This is a genomic window from Thioalkalivibrio sp. ALJ16 (assembly GCF_000377345.1).
Taxonomy (GTDB): Bacteria; Pseudomonadota; Gammaproteobacteria; order Ectothiorhodospirales; family Ectothiorhodospiraceae; genus Thioalkalivibrio.
Genome location: NZ_KB898042.1, coordinates 32,444 through 55,334 on the forward strand (window position 1 = coordinate 32,444; position 22,891 = coordinate 55,334).

Genomic DNA, 22,891 nt, shown 5'->3' on the forward strand with positions numbered 1-22,891 from the left:
CATGGCCGGCGTCGGTTCGTCCAGAACAATCGTGTCGCAGGGGTGCGCCATTACTTCACGCGCATGCCGGGGCGGGCACCGTCGTCCGGGTTCAGGATGTACAGCTCCGAACCGCCGGGGCCGGCTGCCAGGACCATGCCCTCGGAGACGCCGAAGCGCATCTTGCGCGGCGCGAGGTTGGCGACCATCACGGTGTGACGGCCGACCAGGTCCTCCGGGGCGTAGGCGGACTTGATCCCGGCGAACACCTGGCGCGTCTCCGAACCGATGTCGAGGGTGAGCTTCAACAGCTTGTCGGCGCCTTCCACATGCTCGGCACTGGCGATGCGCGCGATGCGCAGGTCCACCTTTGCGAAGGTGTCGAAGTCGATGGTCTCGGCGATGGGGTCCACGTCGGGCTGTGCTTCGGCGCTTGCGCCCGCTTCAGGCTCGGAAGCGGCCAGGGTGGCCTTCGAGGCCTCCAGAAGCTTGTCGACGGTCTCGCCCTCGATGCGGGTCATCAGCGGCTTGAACTTTTCGATCGAGCGCCCGACCAGCGGCACGCGCGTGTCCCAGGCCAGGCTGTCCAGCCGGAGGAAGGCCGCGGCGTCGGCCGCCAGTCGCGGCAGCACCGGGGCGAGGTAGACGATCAGGATGCGGAACAGGTCCAGCCCCTGGGTGGAGATGGCCTGGACCTCGGCCTCGCGGCCTTCCTGCTTCGCCAGTACCCAGGGCTGGGCCTCGTCGATGTACTGGTTGGCCTGATCGGCCAGCGCCATGATGCGGCGGATGGCCTGGGCGTATTCGCGGTTCTCGAACGCGGCCGCGATGGCCTCGCCCTCGGCCACGAAGGCCTCGTGCAGGTCCGGGCGCGGCAGCTCGGCCGCCAGCTCGCCGTTCGAGCGCTTGGTGATGAAGCCGGCGCAGCGGCTGGCGATGTTCACCAGCTTGCCGACCAGGTCGGAGTTCACGCGCTGGACGAAGTCGTCCAGGTTGAGGTCGAGGTCGTCGACCCCGGCGCCCAGCTTGGCGGCGAGGTAGTAGCGCAGGGATTCGGGGTTCAGGTGGTCCAGGTAGTCGCGGGCGCGGATGAAGGTCCCGCGCGACTTGGACATCTTCTGGCCGTTGACGGTCAGGAAGCCGTGGCAGAACACCGCGTTGGGCGTGCGAAAGCCCGCGCCGTGCAACATCGCCGGCCAGAACAGCGTATGGAAATACGCGATGTCCTTGCCGATGAAGTGATACAGCTCGGCATCGGAATCCGCGCCCCACCAGGCGTCGAAGTCCAGTCCCTGCCGCTCGGCGTAGGCGCGGAAGCTCGCCATGTAGCCGATGGGCGCGTCCAGCCAGACGTAGAAGTACTTGCCCGGGGCATCGGGGATCTCGAAGCCGAAGTAGGGGGCGTCGCGCGAGATGTCCCAGTCGGTCAGGCCGGCGTCGAACCATTCGTCCAGCTTGTTGCGGATCGCATCCTGCAGGCGGCCGGAGCCGGTCCATTCGCGCAGGAAGGCCTCGAAGTCGCCGAGTTTGAAGAAGTAGTGCTCGGACTGACGCGACTCGGGACGGGCGCCGCTGATCGCGGAGACCGGATCTTTCAGGTCCAGCGGGCTGTAGGTGGCACCGCAGGCCTCGCAGGAGTCGCCGTACTGCTCCTCGGCACCGCATCTCGGGCAGGTGCCCTTGATGAAGCGGTCGGGCAGGAACATCCCGGCCTCGGGATCATAGGCCTGGTCGATGGTGCGCGTCTCGATGTGCCCGGCGTCGCGCAGCGCGGTGTAGATGTGGGCGGCGAGCTCGCGGTTCTCGTCCGAGTGGGTCGAGTGGTAGTGGTCGAAGCCGACCAGGAACTCGCGGAAGTCGGCCTCGTGTTCCTGTCGCACCCGCGCGATCAGCTCCTCGGGCTCGATACCCTCGGCGCGGGCCTTCAGCATGATCGGCGTGCCGTGGGCGTCATCCGCGCAGACGTAGATGACCTCGTGGCCGCGCGCACGCTGGAAGCGCACCCAGATGTCGGTCTGGATGTATTCGACCATGTGGCCCAGGTGGATCGGGCCGTTGGCATAGGGCAGGGCGCTGGTGACGAGGATCTTGCGCGGGGTGTCGGTCATGTTCGGGGGCCTTGGGGCTGGGTCCGGTTCGCGGGGTCGCTATTGTCCGGTGTGCCTGCCGCCTTGTCGAGGCGCGTCAAGGGCTTCGGCATCTTGTCCACAGAACCTGTGGATAAGTCTGTGGGAAACCCGGTGGAATCTCGCGCCAGCCCTTGCTGCATAAGGGCAGGTGACAAATTGGTTAAAAATCGACCAACCCCAACAAGTAACATAAAAACAGTCATTTGTGTTGACTATGTGCGGCGGATTGTATGCTTATTCCGCTATCTTGGGTGTTTCCCGCTGGTTGCACAGGGATTGTGCATAAAACGCCTCTCGGGGGGGTTGACAGAAGGGGGTGCAGCCCCCCTCGAGGGCAGGGAGAAAGTACAGGCGGAGCGTGGTGCCATTGGCGTCCCGCGGTGTGGCCAGTAGAATCGCGCGATCATCACTTCTACCGGATGCCACGAACGCCATGGCCGAACTCTCCCGCGAGCAGATCGAAAACGCCCTGAAGACCGTTCAGGACAAGTACCTCGAACAGGACCTGGTAGCCGCCGGCGCGGTCCGCGATATCCGTGTGGACGGCGCCCGGGCGGTGATCGAGATCCAGATGGGGTACTCCGCCGCGGGCTACCACGACGAGCTGAGGGCGGCGATTCAGGGTGCCCTCGCAGCTGTGCCGGGCCTGGAGTCTTCCGAGGTCACGATCGCTACTAAGGTCACCACCCATGCGGTGCAGAAGAGCCTGAAGCCGATGTCCGGTATCAAGAACATCATTGCCGTGGCCTCGGGCAAGGGCGGTGTGGGCAAGTCGACCACCGCGGTGAATCTGGCCCTGGGCCTGGCCGCCGAAGGCGCGCAGGTCGGCATTCTCGATGCCGATATCTACGGCCCCAGCCAGCCGCGCATGCTGGGCATCAAGGACAAGCCGGAGTCCAAGGACGGCAAGACCATGGAACCGCTGGAGCGCCACGGTGTGCAGGCCATGTCCATCGGCTTCCTGATCGACGAGGACACGCCGATGATCTGGCGTGGCCCGATGGTGACGCAGGCGCTGGAACAGCTGCTGAACGAGACCAACTGGAAGGATCTGGACTACCTGATCATCGACCTGCCGCCGGGCACCGGGGACATCCAGCTGACCCTGTCACAGAAGATCCCGGTCTCCGGTGCGGTCATCGTGACCACCCCGCAGGACATCGCGCTGCTGGATGCGCGCAAGGGCCTGCGCATGTTCGAGAAGGTCGAGGTGCCGGTCCTGGGCATCATCGAGAACATGAGCATCCATATCTGCTCGAAGTGTGGCCACGAGGAGTTCATCTTCGGCCAGGGTGGCGCGGAGAACATGGCCGAGGAGTATGGTGTGGACATGCTGGGCGCGCTGCCGCTGGACATCCGCATCCGTGAACAGGCCGACAGTGGCGAGCCGACTGTGGTCGCGAACCCCGACGGCCGCATTACCGAGATCTACCGCGAGATCGCGCGCCGTACCGGTGCCAAGCTGGCGGAGCAGTCCCGGGACTACAGCAGCAAGTTCCCCAACATCGTCATCCAGAACAACTAATCCGGCACGCAGCCGGCCAGGGACAGGGCAGATGAGCATCAAGTCGGACCGCTGGATCCGGGAGATGGCCGCGACCCAGGGCATGATCGAGCCCTTCGAACCGGGTCAGGTCCGACAGCGCGAGGGGCACAAGATCGTGTCCTACGGCACGTCCAGCTACGGCTATGACGTGCGCTGTTCGGAACACTTCAAGATCTTCACCAACATCAACTCCAGCATCGTCGACCCCAAGGGTTTCGACGAGGGCAGCTTTGTGGACGTGCACTCCGACGTCTGCATCATCCCGCCGAATTCGTTCGCGCTGGCCCACACGGTCGAGTATTTCCGCATCCCGCGCGACGTGCTTACGATCTGCCTGGGCAAGTCGACCTATGCCCGCTGCGGCATCATCGTCAACGTGACCCCGCTGGAACCCGAGTGGGAGGGCCACGTGACGCTGGAGTTTTCCAACACCACGCCGCTGCCCGCCAAGATCTACGCCAACGAGGGCGTGGCGCAGATGCTGTTCCTGCAGTCCGACGAGGTCTGCGAGACCTCCTACAAGGATCGCGGCGGCAAATATCAGGGCCAGCGCGGCGTCACCCTGCCGCGCACCTGAGCCCCTCGCCCTGCCCCCTGGAGGTCCCATGCGCATCGTGATCGCGCTGGGCGGAAATGCCCTGCTGCAACGCGGCGAGGCGCCCTCGGCCGAGGCCCAGGAGCGTAACGCGCAGCGGGCGGCCGCGGCCATCGCGGCCGTGGCTCGTGAACACGAGGTGGTCGTGACTCATGGCAATGGCCCGCAGGTGGGGCTGCTCGCGAACCAGGCGGAGTGCGACCGCATCGCCTGGCCGCTGGATGTGGTCGGTGCCGAGAGCCACGGCATGATTGGCTACATCCTGGCGCGCGAGCTGCACAACGCGCTGGGTCATGATCGGGTGGCGAGCCTGCTGACCCAGACCGAGATCGACCCGGCAGACCCGGCCTTCGAGCGCCCCGAGAAGTTTATTGGCCCCACCTGGAACGAGGCCCGTGCGCGCGCGCTGGCCCGTGAGCGCGGCTGGGCGGTTGCCCCGGATGGCGACGGCTGGCGGCGGGTCGTGCCCTCGCCGGAGCCACAGCGCCTGCTCGGCATGGGGGCTGTGTCGACCCTGGTGGCCAGTGGCACGGTCGCGATCTGTGCCGGCGGTGGCGGGGTTCCCGTCGTGCGTGATGGCGATGGCCGCCTGCGTGGGATTGAGGCGGTAGTGGACAAGGACCTGACCGCCGCCCGCCTGGCCGAGCATCTGGCGGCAGACTGGCTGTTGCTGCTGACCGATGTCGATGGCGTCTACCTCGACTGGGGGACGCCCCGGGCGCGGCGCCTGAAGGCGCTGCTGGCGACGGCCGTGGAGCCCGCGATGTATCCGGCCGGTTCGATGGGGCCGAAGATGGAGGCCGCACGCCGCGCCGCGCAGGCAGGCATCCGCACCGGGATCGGCGCGCTGGAGGATGCCGCGGCGATCCTGGATGGGCAGGCGGGGACGCGCATCCAGCCGCTGGCCTGAAGTGCTGGTGATGCAGTCCGGCCGGGCTTGTGAAGGCCTTTGGTCGAGCGCGCGTGCTTGCGTGCGCAGGCACGAGATTGCAGGCTTGTGGCCATCACAATCGATTCGAGAGCGGTATCAATGCGAGAGATTCAGCGAGCAGCCCCCCTGGTCATCGGGCTTACGGCCGTGGGCCTGCTGGCCCTGGGGTGTGGCGGCGGCAGTGTGGAGTCGGACGAGCGCGTGGAAGGCATGCAGGGGCTCGAGCAGGGAGGCATCACGCCGCAGGACATGAGTGGCAGCGACGAGGCTCGACGCCCGCAGCAGGGCGGGATGCCGGCGGCGGACGTGAAACGCGTGACGGACTGAACTCGGTCCCACCGTCCCGGCGCATCACCACATGAGGTCGTCGGGCACCACGTAGTCCTTGTAGGGGTCGTCCGGGTCGGGCGCCGGGCTGGCCTCGGTCTCGGCCGGTATGACCAGCGGCCATTCCGGATCGCGCTCGCGGATGCGGTCCGCGGTTTCCCGCGGGATGACCCGAAAGCCCTTTTCCGGGCGGATGTCCAGACCGGCGATCGCGGCGCGGCCGTCGGCCAGGCGCTTCTGCAGATCCGCGGTGACCGGGATATGGCGGATCTGCCCGCCTTGCTCGAAGTGATAGTCCAGCGCGGCATCGCCGGTGGGAATCGGCGCCAGATGGGTCGTGACCAGTTCCCGGATCTGGGCGTGACGGGCGCGGCGTTCGGCGCGCTCCTGCTGCTCGCGATTCTTCTGCCGCGAACGCTCCGCCTGTTCCGCGCGGCGGGCCTCGGCCACGCCGGGTTCGGCAGGTGCCTGACGGTCCTGCTTCTTCTTCGTGTTTCCCTTGCGCGCCTTGTGCTTTTGCGCCTTGGCCTTGCGAACCTGTTTTTCGTCTACCAGCCCCGTTTTCAGGAGCTGGCTGCGCAGATCATCCGACATGAATCCAGCCGTGTGCGGTCAGTGTGCGGGGCAGGATAGCCGGAATGCCCCCGGCGTGCAGCCGCGCCGAGTCAGGCGCGGGCCAGATCGCGCAGCCCGTCGCGGATCTCGGCGGCGGGCAGCTGCGGGAAGAGGGTCTGCAGGCGCCGCGTCGTGTCCACCGCGGCGGGCGTCGTCGGCGCCGAGGCCTGACGGGCCGCACGCAGGAGGCGGCGTCCGCCCAGATGCTCGGCCTGCAGCTCCAGGTCAAGCAGGGCGCGATAGAGGTCGTGGCGTTCCGGGGTGCGCAAGGCGCGCCGCACGGCCCGCACGCGGGTGGTCACGGCGGTCTGCCAGGCGCTCGCGCTGGCGGCAAGTGCGGTCCACTGCCGGGCGGTCAGCGGGTGCGGATACCACAGGGCGAACAGGACCAGTATGACGTCGACCCCGTAGTGATCCTGCCAGTGCAACAGGCGCTGGCGTGCCGCGGGCTGGGCCCAGTGCTGTTCGGCGCTGGCCCGGAAGGTCGCAAAATCCGCGCCCGGATCCGGTCGGGCCTCAGGCACTGCTCGCAGCGGAGGTGATGGTGACCCCGGCGGTGTTACGCAGCTGATCCGGTGCCAGGATCTGGAGATCGCGGGTATGCAGGCTGATCACGCCCTGTTTGCGCAGCTGCGTGAACAGGCGGCTGATGGTCTCCTGGGTCAGCCCCAGGTGGTTCGCGATGTCGGCACGCGACATCGGCAGGCAGAAACGGTTGGCGGCCAGACCGCGCGCGCGGTGGCGCTCCGACAGCGTGATCAGGAACGTGGCCAGCCGCTGTTCCGCGGTGCGCTGGCCGAGCAGGACATGCAGGTTTTCATCCTGGGCCAGCTCCTGGCTCATCACGCTCATCATGTGCTGGCGGAAGGTGGGCAGGCGGCCGGCGAGATCGTCCACATGCGAATAGGGGACCGCGCACACGCTGGTGGACTCCAGCGCAATGGCACTGACCGGGTGCGTGCTGGAATGGATCGCATCCAGACCGAGCAGATCGCCCGCGAGGGCGAAGCCCGTGATCTGTTCGGTGCCGTCGTCGGAGATCAGCACGGTCTTCAGCGCGCCGGTGCGGACCGCGAACAGTGAATCGAACGGGGCGCCCATGGTGAAGAGTGCCGCACCCTTCGCAATCGGACGGCGCTGCTGGACGATCTGGTCGAGCTGCCAGAGCTCGTCCTGGGGCAGTCCGACAGGGAGGCAGAGCTGGCGCAGGGTGCAGTGCTGGCAGGCCTGTGTGGGTCGTAGCGTCATGCGATCAGGGTAGCCGTTTTGAAGGCGTTTGGGGAAGCGTGTTCAAGACCCTGCCACACGCGGATGGAATGGGCTACTTTCCTTGAGGAGGGCTGTTTTGCATGGGCATCACGCCCCTGGGCTGCACACCGAGTGCGTTCGGCAGTGGCTTCCTCTGGGGGCATCGATTGATCTGATAATTGGACTTGGTCTAATTTGGAGGCAGGTGTCGTGTGCGCGTCCCTGCTAGCCCGAGCGCAGGAGCCGCGTGTCACAACAAGGTCAGGGGTGAAGATGATCGAGCGCTTGCTGCAGAAGTACATGCACCACGGAACCTTCGTTCTGCGCTATCCAGATGGTCGCGAGGCCCGGTTTGGCAGCGGGGCCCCGGAGATCTCGATGGTGCTGCACGATCGGTCTGCCCTGCGCAGGATTGCGCGCGATCCCGGCTTTCAGCTGGGGGAGACCTACATCCGCGGGTTGTGGTCGCCGGGGCCGGAGGGGCTCCAGGTCTTTCTCGATGTGGCCATGCGCAACTTCGCGCCGATGTTCCGGCAGCGCGTCAATCCGGCGGTGCGCATGCTGCGCGCGCTCATCGAGCAGGGTAACAAGGTGGCGCGCTGCTACCGGAACATTGCCCACCACTATGATGTGGACGAGTGGCTTTACCGCCAGTTTCTGGACTCGGGCATGTTCTACAGTTGTGCCTACTTCGAGCGGCCGGACATGACGCTGGAAGATGCGCAGCAGGCCAAGTGCGCGATGCTGCGCAAGAAGCTGTTGCTGGAGCCAGGGATGCGCGTGCTGGATATCGGCTGCGGCTGGGGCGGTCTGGCCTTTCATCTGGCGGAGCATGCCGATGTGCAGGTGGACGGCGTGACGCTCTCCCGCGAGCAGCTGCGGGTGGCGCGCGAGGAGGCCCGGCGCCGCGGGCTCGACGATCGTGTGCGGTTTCTCTACCAGGACTACCGCGAACACGACGACCAGTACGATCGTATTGTCAGTGTCGGGATGTTCGAGCATGTGGGTACGCCCAATTACGGGACGTTCTTCCAGCGCGTGCACGACCTTCTGAAACCGGATGGTGTTGCGGTGCTCCATACCATCGGCCGCCAGGAGCCACCGGGTACCCCGAATCCCTGGCTGAACAAGTATATCTTTCCCGGGGGCTACACCCCGGCGCTGTCCGAGGTGATGGCGGCGCTGGAGCCGACGCCGCTGCATGCGACGGACATCGAGTTCTGGCGCCTGCACTACGCGGAGACTCTGGCGGAGTGGTATCGCCGCTTCCAGAAGGTTCGGGTCGAGGCCGTCGAGCGTTTCGACCAGCAGTTCTGCCGTATGTGGGAGTTCTATCTGGCGAGCTGCGAGGGCACCTTTCGCTGGTGGGGGCAGGTGGTCTTCCATGTGCAGATGGCCAAGCAGCAGGATGCGGTACCGCTGACCCGCGATTATCTCTACCGCGAAGACGCCCCGGCGGTCGTCTCCACGCCCCCGGCCAGGTCCCGCGCGCGGCAAAGCGACGCGGCCTGACCGCTGCCCCGGACCGCAGGTGGCCCGGGCGAATGTTGGGCGTTTTCCCTACAATGGGCGCCCGTTGGACCCGGGTATGGTTTGGCTGGGCCGCGATCGGCGCCGCGCCCCGGCATCTTCAGCCATGTTTCCACGAGCACCCAAGCCCAGTGGGCCGTGGCCACCCAGTTTTCGGAGTAGGGACGCGTGTTCGGTCGCTTTCGCAACAGCAGGCAGGCTCGCGGGCCGGAGAGCCCGGACTCTAGCGGTCCCTCGCAGGATCACGTCCTGATCGAGGCGGCCGGTCGCAGTCGCATCACCGAGGTGGCTGCCAGCGCCCGCCGCGTACCCTGGTCACTGAATTTCCTGCAGCTGTTGTGGGCGGCCGGCCCGGTCACCTTCCTGGCCATGCAGGGCGGGTATTTCCTCGGCTTCGGGCATGCGGCTCCGGCGCAGAACTTCATCTTCTTTGCCGTGTACACCCTGCTGTTCGGGGTGATCGGCCTGCTCGCACGCTTTTTTGCCGATGCCACCCGTGGCAAGCGCCAGGAGCGTTCGCGCGAGCAGTTGCGCAACACCATCGACCTGCTGCCGGATTTGCTGTTTGTGACCCGGGATCTGGCGATGGCGGAGCTTACCCCGGACATGCGCCGGCGCAAGGCCGCCGAAGTCCTGCTGCACGAGGTGGACATCTCTCCCGAGGGCGTCGCCGTGGCGGTGCGCGAAATGACCGGTGACACGAGCCTGGCCGCCGCGGCGGAACAGATTGAGATCTACCGGCGGCTGGGGCTGCGTTCCCGTGTGGGTGACCTGGTCGAGGCAACCGAGGATGCCCGGCTGGCGGCCCTGGAGAAGCTGCACCACGACGCCCCCGAGGTGGCGGACCTGCTGCGGGACCGGCTGCGCGGGCTGGCGCCGACCCAGGAGGATGGTGTGCGGCGGGTGGACCAGTTTCTGGATCGCCTGTTTTCCGCGGCCGATGCGGACGACCTGGTGCGCTGTACGCTGGATGACACGCAGGCGATCTTCGTGCTGGCCTTCGAGCTGGTGAACGGCCGCCAGATCAAGCGCCTGAGCTTTGAGTGGTCCGGGGGCTGGCAGCTGGGAGCCGCCCTGGATCGGCTGGAGGCGCAGGGCAATCGTTTCCGGGTCGCGCAGGCGGGCGTGGTCAGCCGTCTGCGCTCGCTGGGGATGTTGCTGGCGCAGCACGAGGCATCGGGTCTGGGGTCGCAGGCCCTGCGCGAGCCGGTGCTCGATCTCGGGCGCCAGATACTGGAGGCCCTGAACCAGCTGGAGGATGCCCAGCCCGCGGAGGATTCCCCGGAGGGCCGCCTGCTGGGCCTGGCCCTGCGCCGGGTGGAGGACCTGCGTGAGGCACGCGATCAGCTTATGCAGGCCCAAAGCCGCTACACCAACGCGGTGGAACGCTGGGAAGCGCTGCGGCTTGCCCAGGTCGAGAAGAAGGGCGAGAAGGGCTGGTTCAAGCGCAGCGTGCGCGGTATCCGGGTCAGCGAGGAACTGATCGAACTCAGTGACGACCAGAAGCTGAAGCTGGCGAACGACTTCTGCAATTTCCTGCGGGAGCTGAAGATCGAGCGCAAGGGCGAGCTGTTCTACTTCGGCGGGACCGCCCTGGATGCGGAGACCGCCAAGCGGATCGGTATTCAGCTGGCCCTGATCCTGGAGCCACTGGTCGACCTCACCAATCCGAGCATTCAGCGGGCGATCTATGCCAACCCCGCCGCTTATCTGGGCGGGCTCTATGTCGGCATGAGTGCGGACGCCAAGGCGGGCCTGGGTTCGGCGATGGTGCGCAAGGTGCGCCAGGACCTGGGGCGCATGGCCGAGTGGCTGGCCCTGCGGCTTACGCGGGTCTACCACCTGCCGCTGAGCGAATCAATGCGCGACTTCCTGGTGAATCACTACGGGGCGAACCCGGAGCGCCTGGAAATGCTGGCGACGCGCGTGGGGGAGGAATCGCAACCCGTCGCGCTGCGCGCAGAACGGTCGCCCGAGTTTGACGCGATGCTCCAGGACAAGACCTGGGGCCGCCTGCTCAAACGCGGTACCCGCTACCTGCATGCCGAGGAGCGCCGGCGGCGCTGAACCACCCCAGTGCGGGGGTGGGTGCGCTTCGGCGATGCAGGCTGGCTGGTATTTTTGTGCCCAACTGTGTAGTCTTCGCGCCGTTCCCCGGTGCCCGGCCGGCTGCTGCCGACGGGTTAAACGGGAAGTTCGGTGAATTCGCCTCGCTCCGGTGAGGGATAAATCCGACGCTGCCCCCGCAACGGTGATCGAGCAGGGGACCGCCTTAGGCGGTTTCCACGGTCGCGGCATACCGCCACTGAGCAGATGCTCGGGAAGGCGCCGCGCCCGCCGCTTGTCAGCCCGGAGACCGGCCAGGGAATGATCGCGCGGCATGCGGCGGGCATGCGAGGCGGATGATCGCGCCGGGCCGTTCGTGGGCCGCGGCCGACCCCTCCTCGTGTCTGTCCCCCTGTCTGCGCGATCCCGACGAATCAACGGCGTGCGGGCGGCTCGCCGGGAGACACGGACGAAATGAAACGCACAGCACTTTCCACGGCCATCCTGCTGGCCGCCACCCCGGTTCTGGCTCACGGTCAGGACGGCCCCGAAACCGAACCCCGTACCCTGGACACGGTCCAGGTGACCGCCACCCGCATGGCTCAGACTGTCGACGAGACCCTATCCTCGGTCACCATCATCGACCGAGAAGAGATCGAGCGCCTGCAGCCACAGCAGTTCACCGACTTGCTGGAAGGACGCGCCGGGATCGAGACTTCACAGAATAGCGCCTTCGGCAAGAATACTTCGGTGTTTACCCGTGGTACCAGCTCCGATCACACCCTGTTGTTGATAGACGGCGTTCGCGTAGGGTCGGCCACCAGCGGCGGGGCCAGTTGGCAATTTCTGCCACCTGAAGAGATCGAGCGCGTTGAGATCGTCCGCGGGCCGCGCACCAGTATCTACGGCTCCGATGCCATTGGTGGCGTGGTGCAGGTCTTTACCCGTGAGGGACGCAAGGGCCCGCCGAAGGTCAATGCCTTTGTCGGCGGTGGCAGTTTTAATACTCAGGAGACTGGCGTGGGCGTTGCCGGTGGTACCGAAAGTACCAATTACAGTTTCTCGCTCAGTCACTTCGCGACCGACGGCATCAACGTGCAGGACGACGTCGGAGATGACGACCGGGATGGCTACGACAACACTTCATTGGCCGGCAAGCTGTCGCACCGTTTCGACAGTGGAGTCGAACTTTTCGGCAATATTCTGTATTCGGAGGGGCGCTCGGAATATGACGCTGACGAGTCCGACCCTGTCACCTTCGCGAACCTGGGGCCATATGATCGTGCCTACACGGATTTCGTCCACGCTGCACTGCAAGTTGGGATCCGCATACCGGTAACTCGCTTATGGGATACCGAGATTGCCGTAGGCCAGTCCCGGGATGAGAGTGGCGATGTCACCGAGGGGGGTGTCCATGGTGGGAGCGCCGACCGTTTCGATACGCGGCGGGATCAATTGACCTGGCGTAACGATGCTCGGCTGGGCGATCGAACCCATCTGGTTGCTGGTATTGATGCATACGAAGATCGGGTGGATGGCACTACTGCTTATGCTGAAGACTCGCGTTACAACGTGGGAGTGTATTCAGTTCTGCGTACCACAGTCGGTGCGCACGATCTGGAAGGCTCTCTCCGCTACGACGAAAATGAGCAATTCGGAAGTAAGACCACGGGCCAGATTGCCTGGGGTACGCAGCTCAGTGATGATCTGCGTTTGCGCGCATCTTATGGCACTGCTTTCAAGGCACCTACGTTCAACGACCTGTATTTCCCTGGTTTCGGCAATGCCGACCTGCAGCCGGAAGATTCCAGGACCGTGGAATTTGGGGGCCGCTACAGCCTCGGGTCTTACTATGCGGATGTCGCGGTCTTTCGGACCGAACTCGACCAGATGATCAGCTTTGATCCGGTCGCGTCGCGACCCGAGAACATCGACGAGGCGCGCATTCAGGGCGTGGAACTGGAAGGAGGGTATGCGACCTCTGAGTGGGTATGGCGCGCCTCGCTGACCTTGCTTGATGCCGAAGATCGTGAATCGGGGAAGGAGCTTCGCCGTCGTGCACCGGTTACTGCTCGGCTGGATCTCGACCGTAGCTTCGAACGTCTGTCTCTAGGTGGGTCTGTCGTCGCGAAGAGCCGTGCCTACGAAGACCCCGCAAACCAGGAGAGGCTCTCGGGATACGGTCTGTTCAACCTGCGGGCGGGATATCAACTCTCACCGGAATGGCAGCTCCAGGCCACGGTGCACAATGTGTTCGACAAGGATTATGTGACCGCTGGCGGTTATAACCAGCCGGGGCGCGCCGCCTTCGTGAAGCTTCGCTATCAGCAGAGGTAATGGATCATGGGTAATCGACTGTCGAAGATTGCGACCCGCACGGGTGACGAAGGCCGGACGGGCCTGGGGGACGGCTCGCGGGTGGACAAGGACAGCCATCGCGTCGAGGCGTTTGGTGACGTGGACGAGCTGAACAGTGTCGTGGGCCGGGTCCTGGTCCACGATCTGCCGGAAGATGTTCGCCGCGCGCTCGCCCTGGTTCAGCACGAGCTGTTCGATCTGGGGGCGGAGCTGGCGGTGCCGGGGCATCAGGCCCTGCCGGAGGCCTCGGTGGAGCGCCTGGACGTGGAGCTGGAAAGCTTCAACGCCGATCTGCCGCCGCTCAAGGAGTTCATCCTCCCGGGCGGCGGCCCGGCCACGGCCGACTGCCACATCGCGCGCACGGTCTGCCGGCGCGCGGAACGCCGGCTGGTGGCGGTGAATCACCACGAGGCGCTGCGGCCAAGTTCGCTCGCCTACATCAATCGCCTGTCGGATCTGCTGTTCGTGCTCTGCCGGGTGCTGGCACGTCACGAGAACGGTGCGGAAGTCCTGTGGCAGCCGGCGAACCGCCGGGGGAGTACGTGACCGCGCGGACACTTGCGCTGCTGTTCGCTCTGCTGGTGTTCCCGGGGGTGGTCCTGGCCGGCCCCGGGGACCCCGACTGCCCCACGATTGTCAGCCAGTCGCCCTTCATCACCCACACGCTGGACTATCTGGGCCTGGACGGATGCATTGTCGGGTCCAGTCGCTACGATCCCGCCCATCCGGATACGGGTGGCGTCTACGACCCGGATGCCGAGGCGATTGCAGCCCTCGCGCCCGAACTGGCGATCACATCCGAGTGGATGGACGAGAAGGAGTGGGAAGCGGTCCTGCCGGAGGATACCCGTGCCCTGGTGCTCGGTGGTTTCGGCGGGATGGATGCTGTGGTCCGGAATGTGGAGCGTGTGAGCCAGGCGGCCGGGCTCGAAGACGGGGCGGCCCGTGCCGAGCGCTTCGACCGGGAATGGCGGGCGGCCGCGGAAGCCGTTCCGGCCTCGGGCGAGCGGGTGCTGTTGCTGTCCTCGTGCAGCGGGCAGGGTTACACCTACGGCCCCGGGACCTGGCTGTTCGACGCGTTTGCTGCGGCGGGATTCGATGTCGTGGCGGACCAGTCGGGCGTGACCCACCTCGAGTTCAGCGACGAGCGGGACGACCTTGCGGATCTGATCAATCACAGCCGGGCGCAGGTGGTCTTCGCCTTCAATGCCGATGCCGCGGAGGAATGCCGGGCCATTACCGCCGAGCGGCCGTTCCGGGTGGTGTCATTGCCCACGGAGCCGTTCCAGCATCCGGCCCCGGTGATTGTGCAGGGGCTGGAGCGCCTGGCACAGGAGCGGGATCGCTGGTCCGTCGGGCCATAACCTCAGGCGGCCCCGTTCCCCGGGCACAGCAACCTTACACAAACCAATCGGTAACAGGAGTTCACCATGGACGACGAAGCCGCGCGTGCAGAACGCCACGCCCAGCGCATGGCGCGCAAGAAGGAGATCGTGGACCGCAAGATCGCGGAAGCCCAGGACGAGAAGGGTGTGTTCCTGATCCTGACCGGCAACGGCAAGGGCAAGAGCTCTTCCGGATTCGGCATGGTGGCCCGCGCCCTGGGCCACGGCATGCAGGTGGGGATCGTGCAGTTCATCAAGGGCCAGTTCGCCACCGGCGAGGAGGCGTTTTTCCGCGCGCAGGATCGCGTGCAGTACCACGTGATGGGCGAGGGCTACACCTGGGAGACCCAGGATCGCGACCAGGACACTGCAGCTGCGCGCGAGGCCTGGGCCCATGCCCGCGACATGCTCACGGACCCGGCGTTCGACATGGTGCTGCTGGACGAACTGCACATCGCGCTCAAGTACGGCTACCTCGATCCCGACGAGGTGCTCCGAGACATCGCCGCACGGCCGGAGATGCAGCACGTGATCACCACTGGCCGCGCCGCGCCAAAGGCCCTGATCGAGGCGGCCGACACGGTCAGCGAGATCGATGCGGTCAAGCATGCCTTCCAGGCCGGCATCAAGGCGCAGAAGGGCATCGAGCTCTGAACACCCTGGCCCCGTGCCGCGCAAACGGGGCCGATTGATCCAGATCAACGATCAGTCGGGTTTTGATCGCAACCAGGTTCCCGCGCCTGTAGGGTGGGCTTTAAGTGGTTTGGACTGAGTCTATATCGGCCCTCACCGATGTCCGCTTCTCAGATGTCTATTGCTCAAGGGAGACCTGTATGAAAACGCTTTCCGGATTCCGCATGACGGCGCTCGCGGCCTGCGCGGCCGTCGCATTCGGGGCCGCAACCCCGGCCGTGGCCGATACCGACTATTCCGAATACCGCGACGTGTTCGAGCCGTTGCCGGCGCTGCCGCCGATCCCGGCGGACAACTCGATGACCAAGGAGAAGATCGAGCTGGGCAAGATGCTGTTCTTCGAGCCGCGCATCTCCAGCTCTGGCGTGATCTCCTGCGCGACCTGCCACAACCCGGCGCTGGGCTGGGCGGACCGCATCCCGCGCGCGGTGGGTCACGATGGCCAGGTCGGCGAACGCAACACCCCGACCGTGCTGAACTCCGGGTTTTTCACCGCGCAGTTCTGGGATGGCCGCGAGGACGATCTGGAAGGCCAGGCCCTGGGCCCGATCCAGGATGCGATCGAGATGGCGATGCCGCTGGAAGAGGCGATCGCGCGCCTGGAGGAGTTCAACGAGTACCAGGAGAAGTTCGAGGCGGCCTATCCCGACTATGACGGCGACAACGTGATCAACACTGACCACGTGGCCAAGGCCCTGGCGACCTTCCAGCGTACGCTGAACACCCCGAACTCGCCGCTGGATCGCTGGCTGGCCGGGGACGAGGGCGCGATGGACGAGCAGCAGATGCGCGGCATGGCCCTGTTCGCCGATAACGGCTGCGTAGCCTGTCACCGCGGCCCGGCGCTGACCGACAGCCACTTCCACCGCATCCAGGTGCCGGGTTCGGAGGACAAGGGCCGTTACCTGGTCACGGGCGAGGAATCCGACAAGTTCGCGTTCAAGACCCCGACCCTGCGCAACGTGGCCCTGACCTACCCCTACATGAACAACGGCGAGACCGCCACGCTGGACGAGGCGATCCGCATCATGGGGGAGGAGATGCTCGGCAAGGAGTTCAGCGATGACGAGGTCGCCGACATCGAGGCCTTCATGCACGCGCTGACCGGCGAGATGCCGCGCTTCGACATCCCGGCGCTGCCTTGAGCGCACCCGCGCCATTCACTCCGTGCACCCCCTGATGAGGGGGCGATTACAGGCCGGGGCTTGGTCCCCGGCCTTTTTCGTTTGCGGGCGGTCGGTCTGCGGCGCTTCTGCTACCCTGTGCGCCTTTCCCGACCACCGGAATCGAGTGTCTGACGCATGAGCTTTCGTACCCGTTTTGCCCCCAGTCCGACCGGCTATCTGCATATCGGCGGTGCCCGCACCGCGCTGTTCTCCTGGCTGTACGCCCGCCACCATGGTGGCGAGTTCGTACTGCGGATCGAGGACACCGATCTGGAGCGCAGCACCGCGGAGTCGGTGAACGCGATCCTCGAGGGCATGAACTGGCTGGGGCTGACCTACGATCACGGGCCGTTCTACCAGACGGAACGCTTCGACCGGTACAAGGAGGTGATCGACCAGCTGATGGCTGCAGGCCACGCCTATCGCTGCTACTGCACGAAGGAAGAGCTGGATGCGATGCGCGAGGAGCAGAAGGCGCGCAAGGAAAAGCCGCGCTACGACGGTCGCTGCCGTGCGCGCACCGAGCCGCGCGAGGGCGTGGAGCCGGTGATCCGCTTCCGCACCCCGGACGAGGGCGTGACCGTCGTCGACGACATGGTGCGCGGCAAGGTCGCGTTCCAGAACCGCGAACTGGATGACCTGATCATCGCCCGCTCCGATGGCTCGCCGACCTACAACCTGACGGTGGTGGTGGACGACATGGACATGGGGATCACCCACGTGGTCCGAGGCGACGATCACCTGAACAACACCCCGCGCCAGATCAATATCCTGAAGGCGCTGGGCGTGGAGCCGCCGCGCTACGGTCACCTGCCGATGATCATGGGCCCGGACGGTGCCAAGCTGTCCAAGCGCCATGGCGCGGTCTCGGTGATGCAGTACCGCGACGAGGGCTACCTGCCGGAGGCCCTGCTGAACTACCTGGTGCGCCTGGGCTGGGCCCATGGCGATCAGGAGATCTTCTCGATGGACGAACTGGTGCGCCTGTTCGACATCCAGGACGTGAACCAGTCCGCCTCTGCGATCAACCCGGACAAGCTCCTGTGGCTGAACCAGCACTACATCAAGTCGCTGGACCCGGATCACGTGGCGCTGGAGTTCGGCTGGCACCTGGGTCAGCTGGGCATCGATCCTTCCAGTGGCCCGGCGATGCGCGACGTGGTGATCGCTCAGCGCGAACGCGCGCGCACGCTGCGCGAGATGGCCGAGAACAGCGTGTACTTTTATCGCGAGTTCGAGGACTACGACGAGAAGGCCGCACGCAAGCAGCTCACCGCCGAGGCCCTCCCGGTGCTGCAGACGCTGCATGACGGTTTCAGCGCGCTGGGCGCCTGGGAGAAGGAGCCGCTGCACGAGGTCGTGGTGCACACCGGCGAGCGCCTGGATCTCAAGCTGGGCAAGGTCGCACAGCCGCTGCGTGTGGCCTTGACCGGGGGTACGGTTTCGCCCCCCATCGATGATACGCTGGTGCTTATTGGTCGCGAGCGCGCCCTGGCCCGTATTGATCGCGCACTGCAGAAAATTTCTGCCGAAGCGGGTTGACACATTTCGGGGTGCTGGCTACAGTACGCGCTCGCCTGACACGGGGCCATAGCTCAGCTGGGAGAGCGCCTGCATGGCATGCAGGAGGTCGGCGGTTCGATCCCGCCTGGCTCCACCAAATTCAGGTGAACTGCGGATTCATCAATGCATCGTTTCGGAGTCATATCGCTCTACGTTGGATTGGTGTTGGCAGTGGTCGGATTGATCGGCGGATTCGGGCTGATGCTCACCGGGGAACAGACCTGGTCCAAGCCCCTCATCGCGCTGGTACCGATCGGGTTCCTGCTGGTGTTCAACGGTCTGGTGACGACGCTTCTGCATCGGCCACCGGGTAGCGAGGATGACCGGCCCAAGGGCCCACCGGAATAGCAACAAGACGTTGCCTCTACGTCCCCATCGTCTAGAGGCCTAGGACACCGCCCTTTCACGGCGGCGACCGGGGTTCGAATCCCCGTGGGGACGCCATATCCCGAAAAGGCCCGAACCGAAAGGTTCGGGCCTTTTCTTTTGCTGCGTGAACGGCCGCGGCCTCGCCGCGGGTCAGGGGCGGAACGCATTGGCCGTGGCAGGGGAGAGCCGCCTTTTTTGCCTTGCACCTGTTGTACGGTCCCCGCTATGCGGGAGGGTGCGAGAAAAGGACACGGCGTCACATCAAGCGTACGCCGAACCACAGGCAGAAGGGCACCCGGGCCCCGCGAACGATGATCCTGGCGCGCTCAGGCCAGGCGCGGGCCGTGCTGGCGGGGTTCGTCGGGGTGCGGGCGCGGGATGATGCAGTGGTTGATGCGCAGGAGTTCGCGCTCGGCCCAGGACTGGACCTGGGCATCCGTGGCCAGACGTGCATAGTCGAGCAGGGCCTGGCGTTCGATGTTCGGATTGCCCTGCTGATGAGCGACCTTGCGGGCCTGTTCCAGCGCCTGCCAGCCTTCCTCTTTGCGGCCGTTGTCCGCCGCGAGCAGGGCCACGGCGCGCAGGCGGTGAATCGCGGCTTCAAAACAAAAATCCCCGCGCTGATGGCAGCCCGCCAGCGCCTCGTCGGCCACGGCGAGGCGTCGCGCCGGATCGACATGGCTGGCCTGCAGGGCGTCCAGCAGGATCAGCTGGAAGATGGTGTTCACCCCATCCATGATGTGGCGCATCGCCTCGACCTGCTCCTCGATGACCCGAAAGGCATCCGGCTGCCCCTGGCGTGCGAGGGCCCAGCTCTCGAGCGTGACGCCGGCGGCACGCCATAGCGGGTAGTCGTACTCGCGGGCAATGGCCAGCGCCCGGCGCGCGGGGGGCAGGGCGCTCTCGGCATCGCCACTGTAGAAGGCCAGTACCGCGCGGAAGGCGTATGCAAAGGCCTCGGTGGGCCGGTGGCCGAGCTGGTCGGCCTGTTCGCATGCGGCGTCGATTTCTTCCCAGGCACGTGCATGGTTGCCCAGATGGAGCAGCGTCCAGGCGAGGAAGCCACGGGCGCTGATGGCCGGGTTCTCGGTGTGGCGGGCGACCAGCGTTGTGTGGTCCTCGTCGCGGTAGAGCTCGATGGCGCGGGTCTGGTGCTCCAGTGCCTCGGCAAACTGGCCGGTCCAGAAGTGGGTATTGCCCCGGACGTAATGGGCGGCGATGCGCAGCAGGCGGTCACCGGAGCGCTCGGCAAGGCGTTCCATCTCGTCGGCGAGGCGCTGCGCCTCGGTGAATCCGTGCCAGGACCCGGCACCGTGCCACAGGCCCCAGAGCACGCGGAAGTACTGGACTGGGTCCTGCTCCGGGGCGGTCAGGCGCATCGCGCGTTCGAAGATATCGTTGACGGTGCGCGAGCCGTAGCCGAGCAGCGCCAGGTTGGACGCGCCGAGGCCGCCCAGGGCCCGCAGGGTGCAGTGCTCGTAGTTGGTCTGATCCGTCTCGGTCCGATGCGCGTCCGGGAAGTGCTCGAGGCACGCCAGCGCATCCTCGAAGTAGTGCGAGGCCTCCGGCAGGGTGCCGCGGGCAAAGGCCGCCTCGCCCGCCTGCAGCCAGGCACGGGTCGCCTCCGGATAGCGCTCCGCATGGTAGAGGTGGTTCGCGATCTGTCCCCAGTCGGCCGTCTGCATGCCGTTCTCGCCGTCTTCCTGCATCAGGTCGGCCAGCTGGCCGTGGAGACGGGTGCGTTCGGTGAGCAGCATGGATTCGTAGGCCGCCTGGCGGAACAGTGCGTGGCGGAAGCGATAGCGCACCCCGTCCACCATGCCGGCGGGCTCGATGAAGCCCTTCCCGGTCAGGCGGGTGAGCTGGCGCCGGATGGCGTCGGCCGGCTGCCCGCGCAGACGGCTGAGGATGCGGGTGTCGAAATCACGGCCGATCACCGCGGCGGAATGGGCGAGCTCGCGCGCACTCCCGAGCTGTTCCAGACGTGCAACCAGCAGGTTCGAGAGGCCGGGTGGCAGGCTCTCCGGCGACGGGCCTGTGCGGGCCGCCTCCAGGGCGTAGCGCGTGAGTTCTTCAAGAAACAGCGGAACGCCTTCTCCGCGTTCGACCAGTTGCTGGCGCAGTCCGCTGGAAAGCCGGCCGTGGGGGTCAAGGCGATCCACCAGGCTGTGTGCCGCGTCCGCATCCAGGCTGTGCAGACGGACGTGTTCGATGGTGAGGTCGCGCCAGGACGAGCGGTAGCTCATGCGCGCAGTCAAGACGGCCATCAGCGGATTATGGTGCAGGCGCTGGTACAACCGCCGCAGCAGCTCGGAGGTCCCCGAGTCCATCCAGTGAAGGTCGTCGCAGATCAGCAGGGTGGCGCCATGGGCGGCGCGGCGGCGCACCAGCTCCACCAGGGTGTCGATGATGCGGTCGCGATCGAGCCCCGCCTGGGCAAGGTTTTCCGGGCCTTCGGTGTCCGGGTGGGTCAGCCAGTGGGCGAGCTGGGTTGCCGGGTCGGTGGCGAGGCCGGTCTGCACGAGGGCGTGTGCGAGATGCCGCTGCCGCGCTTCGCGCAGGCGGTCGCGCCCGATCCAGGTGGCAAAGGCCTGGCGCACCGGCGCGAGTAGCTGCCGCGAACGGTCTTCGCGGCACTTCAGCAGGTATCGCGAGCGGGCCTGGCCGCGGACCTGCAAGTCGAGACCGCGGGCGAGGCGGCTCTTGCCCAGCCCAGCCTCGCCCTGAATCAGCACGAAGCGGACAGCGCCGGCCTCAAGTACCTGGTCCCAGTGTGCGCGCAGGAGCTGCAGCTCCGGGCAGCGCCCGGTGAGCGGGGTCATGCCGCGCTGGGCCTGGGCGTCCACGCGGTCCAGCGGGCCGGGGTCGGCGGTGACGCGGTAGGCGCCGGTGCCGTCGTCTTCGGGGCTGAAGCTGAAGTAACCGCCGACCCGGGCGTAGGTAGGTTCGCTGACGCGCAGGGTTCCGGGGTCGGCGTGCTGGGCGCAGTCCAGGACGCGGGCGGTCAGCTGTCCGGCGGGGTCCGGCAGGTCGGGGTCGGCGCCGGTCACGATGAGGTCCGTGTCCACGGCGAGGCGCAGCTGGCAGTCCCCGGGTGCGGTGGTGAGTGCCTGCCAGGCGGCATGCACGGCATCCACCGTGGCCTCCTCGCGGCCGGCCGGGTAGCCGAAGTAGGCCAGCAGGCCATGGCCGGGGGAGGGCACCACGTGGCCGTGGTGGCTCAGGAGCACGAGATCGACGTGTTCCAGGCTGCGGTTGACCTGCTGCTGCTGGATCTCGACATCGGCGCCGGGGTCGGGCTGTACGTGGCAGGCGACGATCGTGACGCGCCTGCGCTCGGGGCGCAGGACGGGCGGTTCGGCATCGTCGCTACCGGCATGCTGGCTGCTGGCCTCTGCGCGCTCCGCACCCAGGATCTCTTCGCGGGTGCGTGCCAGCAGTTCGCCGGGGCTCTTGCCGGCTTCGGCTTCGAGATGGGCGTAGTGCTCCAGTGCCCGCTTCGGGTGGCCGAGGTGGGCCAGCGCTTTCATCAGCAGGTGATGCAGGGTCTCGTCGTGCGGCTCCATCGCCAGCAGGCGATGCAGTTCCGCCAGTAGCGGTTCGCCGTCGTTCGGCTTGGCCAGTGCGGCCAGATTGTGGCCGATGAAGACCAGCAGGTTCTGCCAGTGATGATCGCGTTGAGACTGGGCCCAGGCGGCCAGCTCGGGCAGGTCCTGCAGGGCTCGCAGCCCCTCGAGGAAGTGGCCGCGATAGTCGCAGACAGTGGCTAGATCGGGCGGGGGGGCGTTGTTCTCGCGGCCTTCGGTCGTTCGCCGTTCGGCGCGCGCGCGGTGCAGGATCAGGAAGTCGATACGGGATTCCGGCTGCGGCTGGAAGCGGACATAGCGGGGCGTGGTGTCCAGAAGCGGCGGGTCGCCGGCGGGGAGCTGGCGGCGCAGTTGGAACAGGCCCTGGCGCAGGTTGACCCGGGCGCTGTCGGCATCGAGATCCGGCCAGAACAGTCGCGCCAGTTCCTCGCGGGGGATACGCCGCGGGCTTTCGGTGGCCACATAGGTGAGAAGCAGTCCGAGCTTGGTGCCGGAAAGGGCGGGCACGTCGCGGTCGCCGACGCGTACCCCAACGGTGCCGAAGGTGGTGATCTCCATCTGCGCCAAAGGGTTCTCCCTTGTGCCTTCTCGGCCCTTGTGTGTCGCCATGTACCTTCAGCTTCCGCGCATGCGGGCGGCCCGGTGCTCCGGGGCGGTACCCCGTCTCGTTCCGGTCGCTACCACGGGTCCGTTTGTCCTGATTGTAGCGAGATTCGGTCTCCGGGGTTAAGGAGACGCTGATTGAATCGCACGTCCGCGTTGGTGCCCCCCGGTTTTTCGAGACAAAGCGTTCCGAGACAAGGCGCGTTGTGCAGCGGGTAGTG

At 66.3% G+C, this 22,891-nt stretch carries 18 protein-coding genes, 2 tRNA genes and 1 riboswitch; of the genes, 15 read left to right on the forward strand and 5 right to left on the reverse strand.

Annotated elements, in window-relative coordinates:
• Positions 1-50 precede the first annotated feature (50 nt).
• Positions 51-2,087 (reverse strand): methionine--tRNA ligase, encoded by a 2,037-nt coding sequence (gene metG, locus D000_RS0107030; RefSeq protein WP_018872829.1) that lies wholly within the window; start codon positions 2,085-2,087, stop codon positions 51-53.
• A gap of 454 nt (positions 2,088-2,541) precedes the next feature.
• Between metG and apbC the strand changes: the two genes are divergently transcribed.
• The 4 genes from apbC (at position 2,542) to D000_RS0107050 (ending at position 5,507) form a co-directional block, all read left to right on the forward strand.
• Positions 2,542-3,633 carry an iron-sulfur cluster carrier protein ApbC gene (gene apbC / locus D000_RS0107035; RefSeq protein ID WP_018872830.1) on the forward strand — a complete coding sequence of 364 codons (1,092 nt, stop codon included), beginning with the start codon at positions 2,542-2,544 and terminating at the stop codon, positions 3,631-3,633.
• 31 nt (positions 3,634-3,664) lie between these two features.
• Complete coding sequence (gene dcd, locus D000_RS0107040; protein WP_018872831.1) at positions 3,665-4,231, forward strand: dCTP deaminase; 567 nt, start codon at positions 3,665-3,667, stop codon at positions 4,229-4,231.
• 28 nt (positions 4,232-4,259) lie between these two features.
• Complete coding sequence (locus D000_RS0107045) at positions 4,260-5,159, forward strand: carbamate kinase (RefSeq protein WP_018872832.1); 900 nt, start codon at positions 4,260-4,262, stop codon at positions 5,157-5,159.
• 120 nt (positions 5,160-5,279) lie between these two features.
• A complete protein-coding gene (locus D000_RS0107050) occupies positions 5,280-5,507 on the forward strand; it encodes a hypothetical protein (RefSeq protein ID WP_018872833.1) in 228 nt (75 codons plus the stop codon).
• Positions 5,508-5,531: 24 nt separating this feature from the next.
• Here D000_RS0107050 and D000_RS0107055 read toward each other — a convergent pair whose 3' ends face one another.
• The 3 genes from D000_RS0107055 to fnr form a co-directional block, all read right to left on the reverse strand.
• Positions 5,532-6,101 (reverse strand): DUF2058 domain-containing protein, encoded by a 570-nt coding sequence (locus tag D000_RS0107055; protein ID WP_018872834.1) that lies wholly within the window; start codon positions 6,099-6,101, stop codon positions 5,532-5,534.
• A 71-nt stretch (positions 6,102-6,172) separates the two neighbouring features.
• A complete protein-coding gene (locus D000_RS0107060; protein WP_018872835.1) occupies positions 6,173-6,646 on the reverse strand; it encodes a DUF2390 domain-containing protein in 474 nt (157 codons plus the stop codon).
• Positions 6,639-7,370: a fumarate/nitrate reduction transcriptional regulator Fnr gene (fnr, locus tag D000_RS0107065; RefSeq protein WP_018872836.1), complete on the reverse strand. Its 732-nt coding sequence runs from the start codon at positions 7,368-7,370 to the stop codon at positions 6,639-6,641. The genes D000_RS0107060 and fnr overlap by 8 nt, the downstream gene beginning before the upstream one ends.
• Positions 7,371-7,643: 273 nt before the next feature.
• Between fnr and D000_RS0107070 the strand changes: the two genes are divergently transcribed.
• From D000_RS0107070 to D000_RS0107120, 11 genes are all read left to right on the forward strand, one after another.
• The gene (locus D000_RS0107070; protein ID WP_026279823.1) at positions 7,644-8,882 is read left to right on the forward strand and encodes a cyclopropane-fatty-acyl-phospholipid synthase family protein; all 1,239 of its coding nucleotides are present in this window, start codon (positions 7,644-7,646) and stop codon (positions 8,880-8,882) included.
• A gap of 186 nt (positions 8,883-9,068) precedes the next feature.
• Complete coding sequence (locus D000_RS0107075; RefSeq protein ID WP_018872838.1) at positions 9,069-10,967, forward strand: hypothetical protein; 1,899 nt, start codon at positions 9,069-9,071, stop codon at positions 10,965-10,967.
• 71 nt (positions 10,968-11,038) lie between these two features.
• Positions 11,039-11,280: riboswitch (cobalamin riboswitch) on the forward strand.
• A 140-nt stretch (positions 11,281-11,420) separates the two neighbouring features.
• Positions 11,421-13,283, forward strand: coding sequence for a TonB-dependent receptor domain-containing protein (locus D000_RS0107080; RefSeq protein WP_018872839.1), 1,863 nt, complete (start codon positions 11,421-11,423; stop codon positions 13,281-13,283).
• 6 nt (positions 13,284-13,289) lie between these two features.
• A complete protein-coding gene (locus D000_RS0107085) occupies positions 13,290-13,850 on the forward strand; it encodes a cob(I)yrinic acid a,c-diamide adenosyltransferase (protein WP_018872840.1) in 561 nt (186 codons plus the stop codon).
• Positions 13,817-14,668: an ABC transporter substrate-binding protein gene (locus tag D000_RS0107090; RefSeq protein WP_018872841.1), complete on the forward strand. Its 852-nt coding sequence runs from the start codon at positions 13,817-13,819 to the stop codon at positions 14,666-14,668. Before D000_RS0107085 ends, D000_RS0107090 begins: the two co-directional genes overlap by 34 nt.
• 66 nt (positions 14,669-14,734) lie before the next feature.
• On the forward strand, positions 14,735-15,343 hold the full coding sequence (gene cobO / locus D000_RS0107095; protein ID WP_018872842.1) for a cob(I)yrinic acid a,c-diamide adenosyltransferase: 609 nt from the start codon (positions 14,735-14,737) through the stop codon (positions 15,341-15,343).
• Positions 15,344-15,546: 203 nt separating this feature from the next.
• Positions 15,547-16,527 (forward strand): cytochrome-c peroxidase, encoded by a 981-nt coding sequence (locus D000_RS0107100; protein ID WP_018872843.1) that lies wholly within the window; start codon positions 15,547-15,549, stop codon positions 16,525-16,527.
• Positions 16,528-16,683: 156 nt separating this feature from the next.
• Entirely contained in the window at positions 16,684-18,090 is a 1,407-nt protein-coding gene (gene gltX, locus D000_RS0107105) for a glutamate--tRNA ligase (protein WP_018872844.1), read from the forward strand.
• Positions 18,091-18,132: 42 nt separating this feature from the next.
• Positions 18,133-18,208, forward strand: a tRNA-Ala gene (locus tag D000_RS0107110).
• Between the two features lie 26 nt (positions 18,209-18,234).
• Entirely contained in the window at positions 18,235-18,459 is a 225-nt protein-coding gene (locus D000_RS0107115; protein WP_026279824.1) for a hypothetical protein, read from the forward strand.
• Positions 18,460-18,479: 20 nt separating this feature from the next.
• Positions 18,480-18,555 (forward strand) — tRNA-Glu (locus D000_RS0107120).
• Positions 18,556-18,806: 251 nt separating this feature from the next.
• On the opposite strand, the gene D000_RS0107125 is transcribed toward D000_RS0107120, so the two are convergent.
• On the reverse strand, positions 18,807-22,625 hold the full coding sequence (locus D000_RS0107125; protein ID WP_026279825.1) for an AAA family ATPase: 3,819 nt from the start codon (positions 22,623-22,625) through the stop codon (positions 18,807-18,809).
• Positions 22,626-22,891 lie beyond the last annotated feature (266 nt).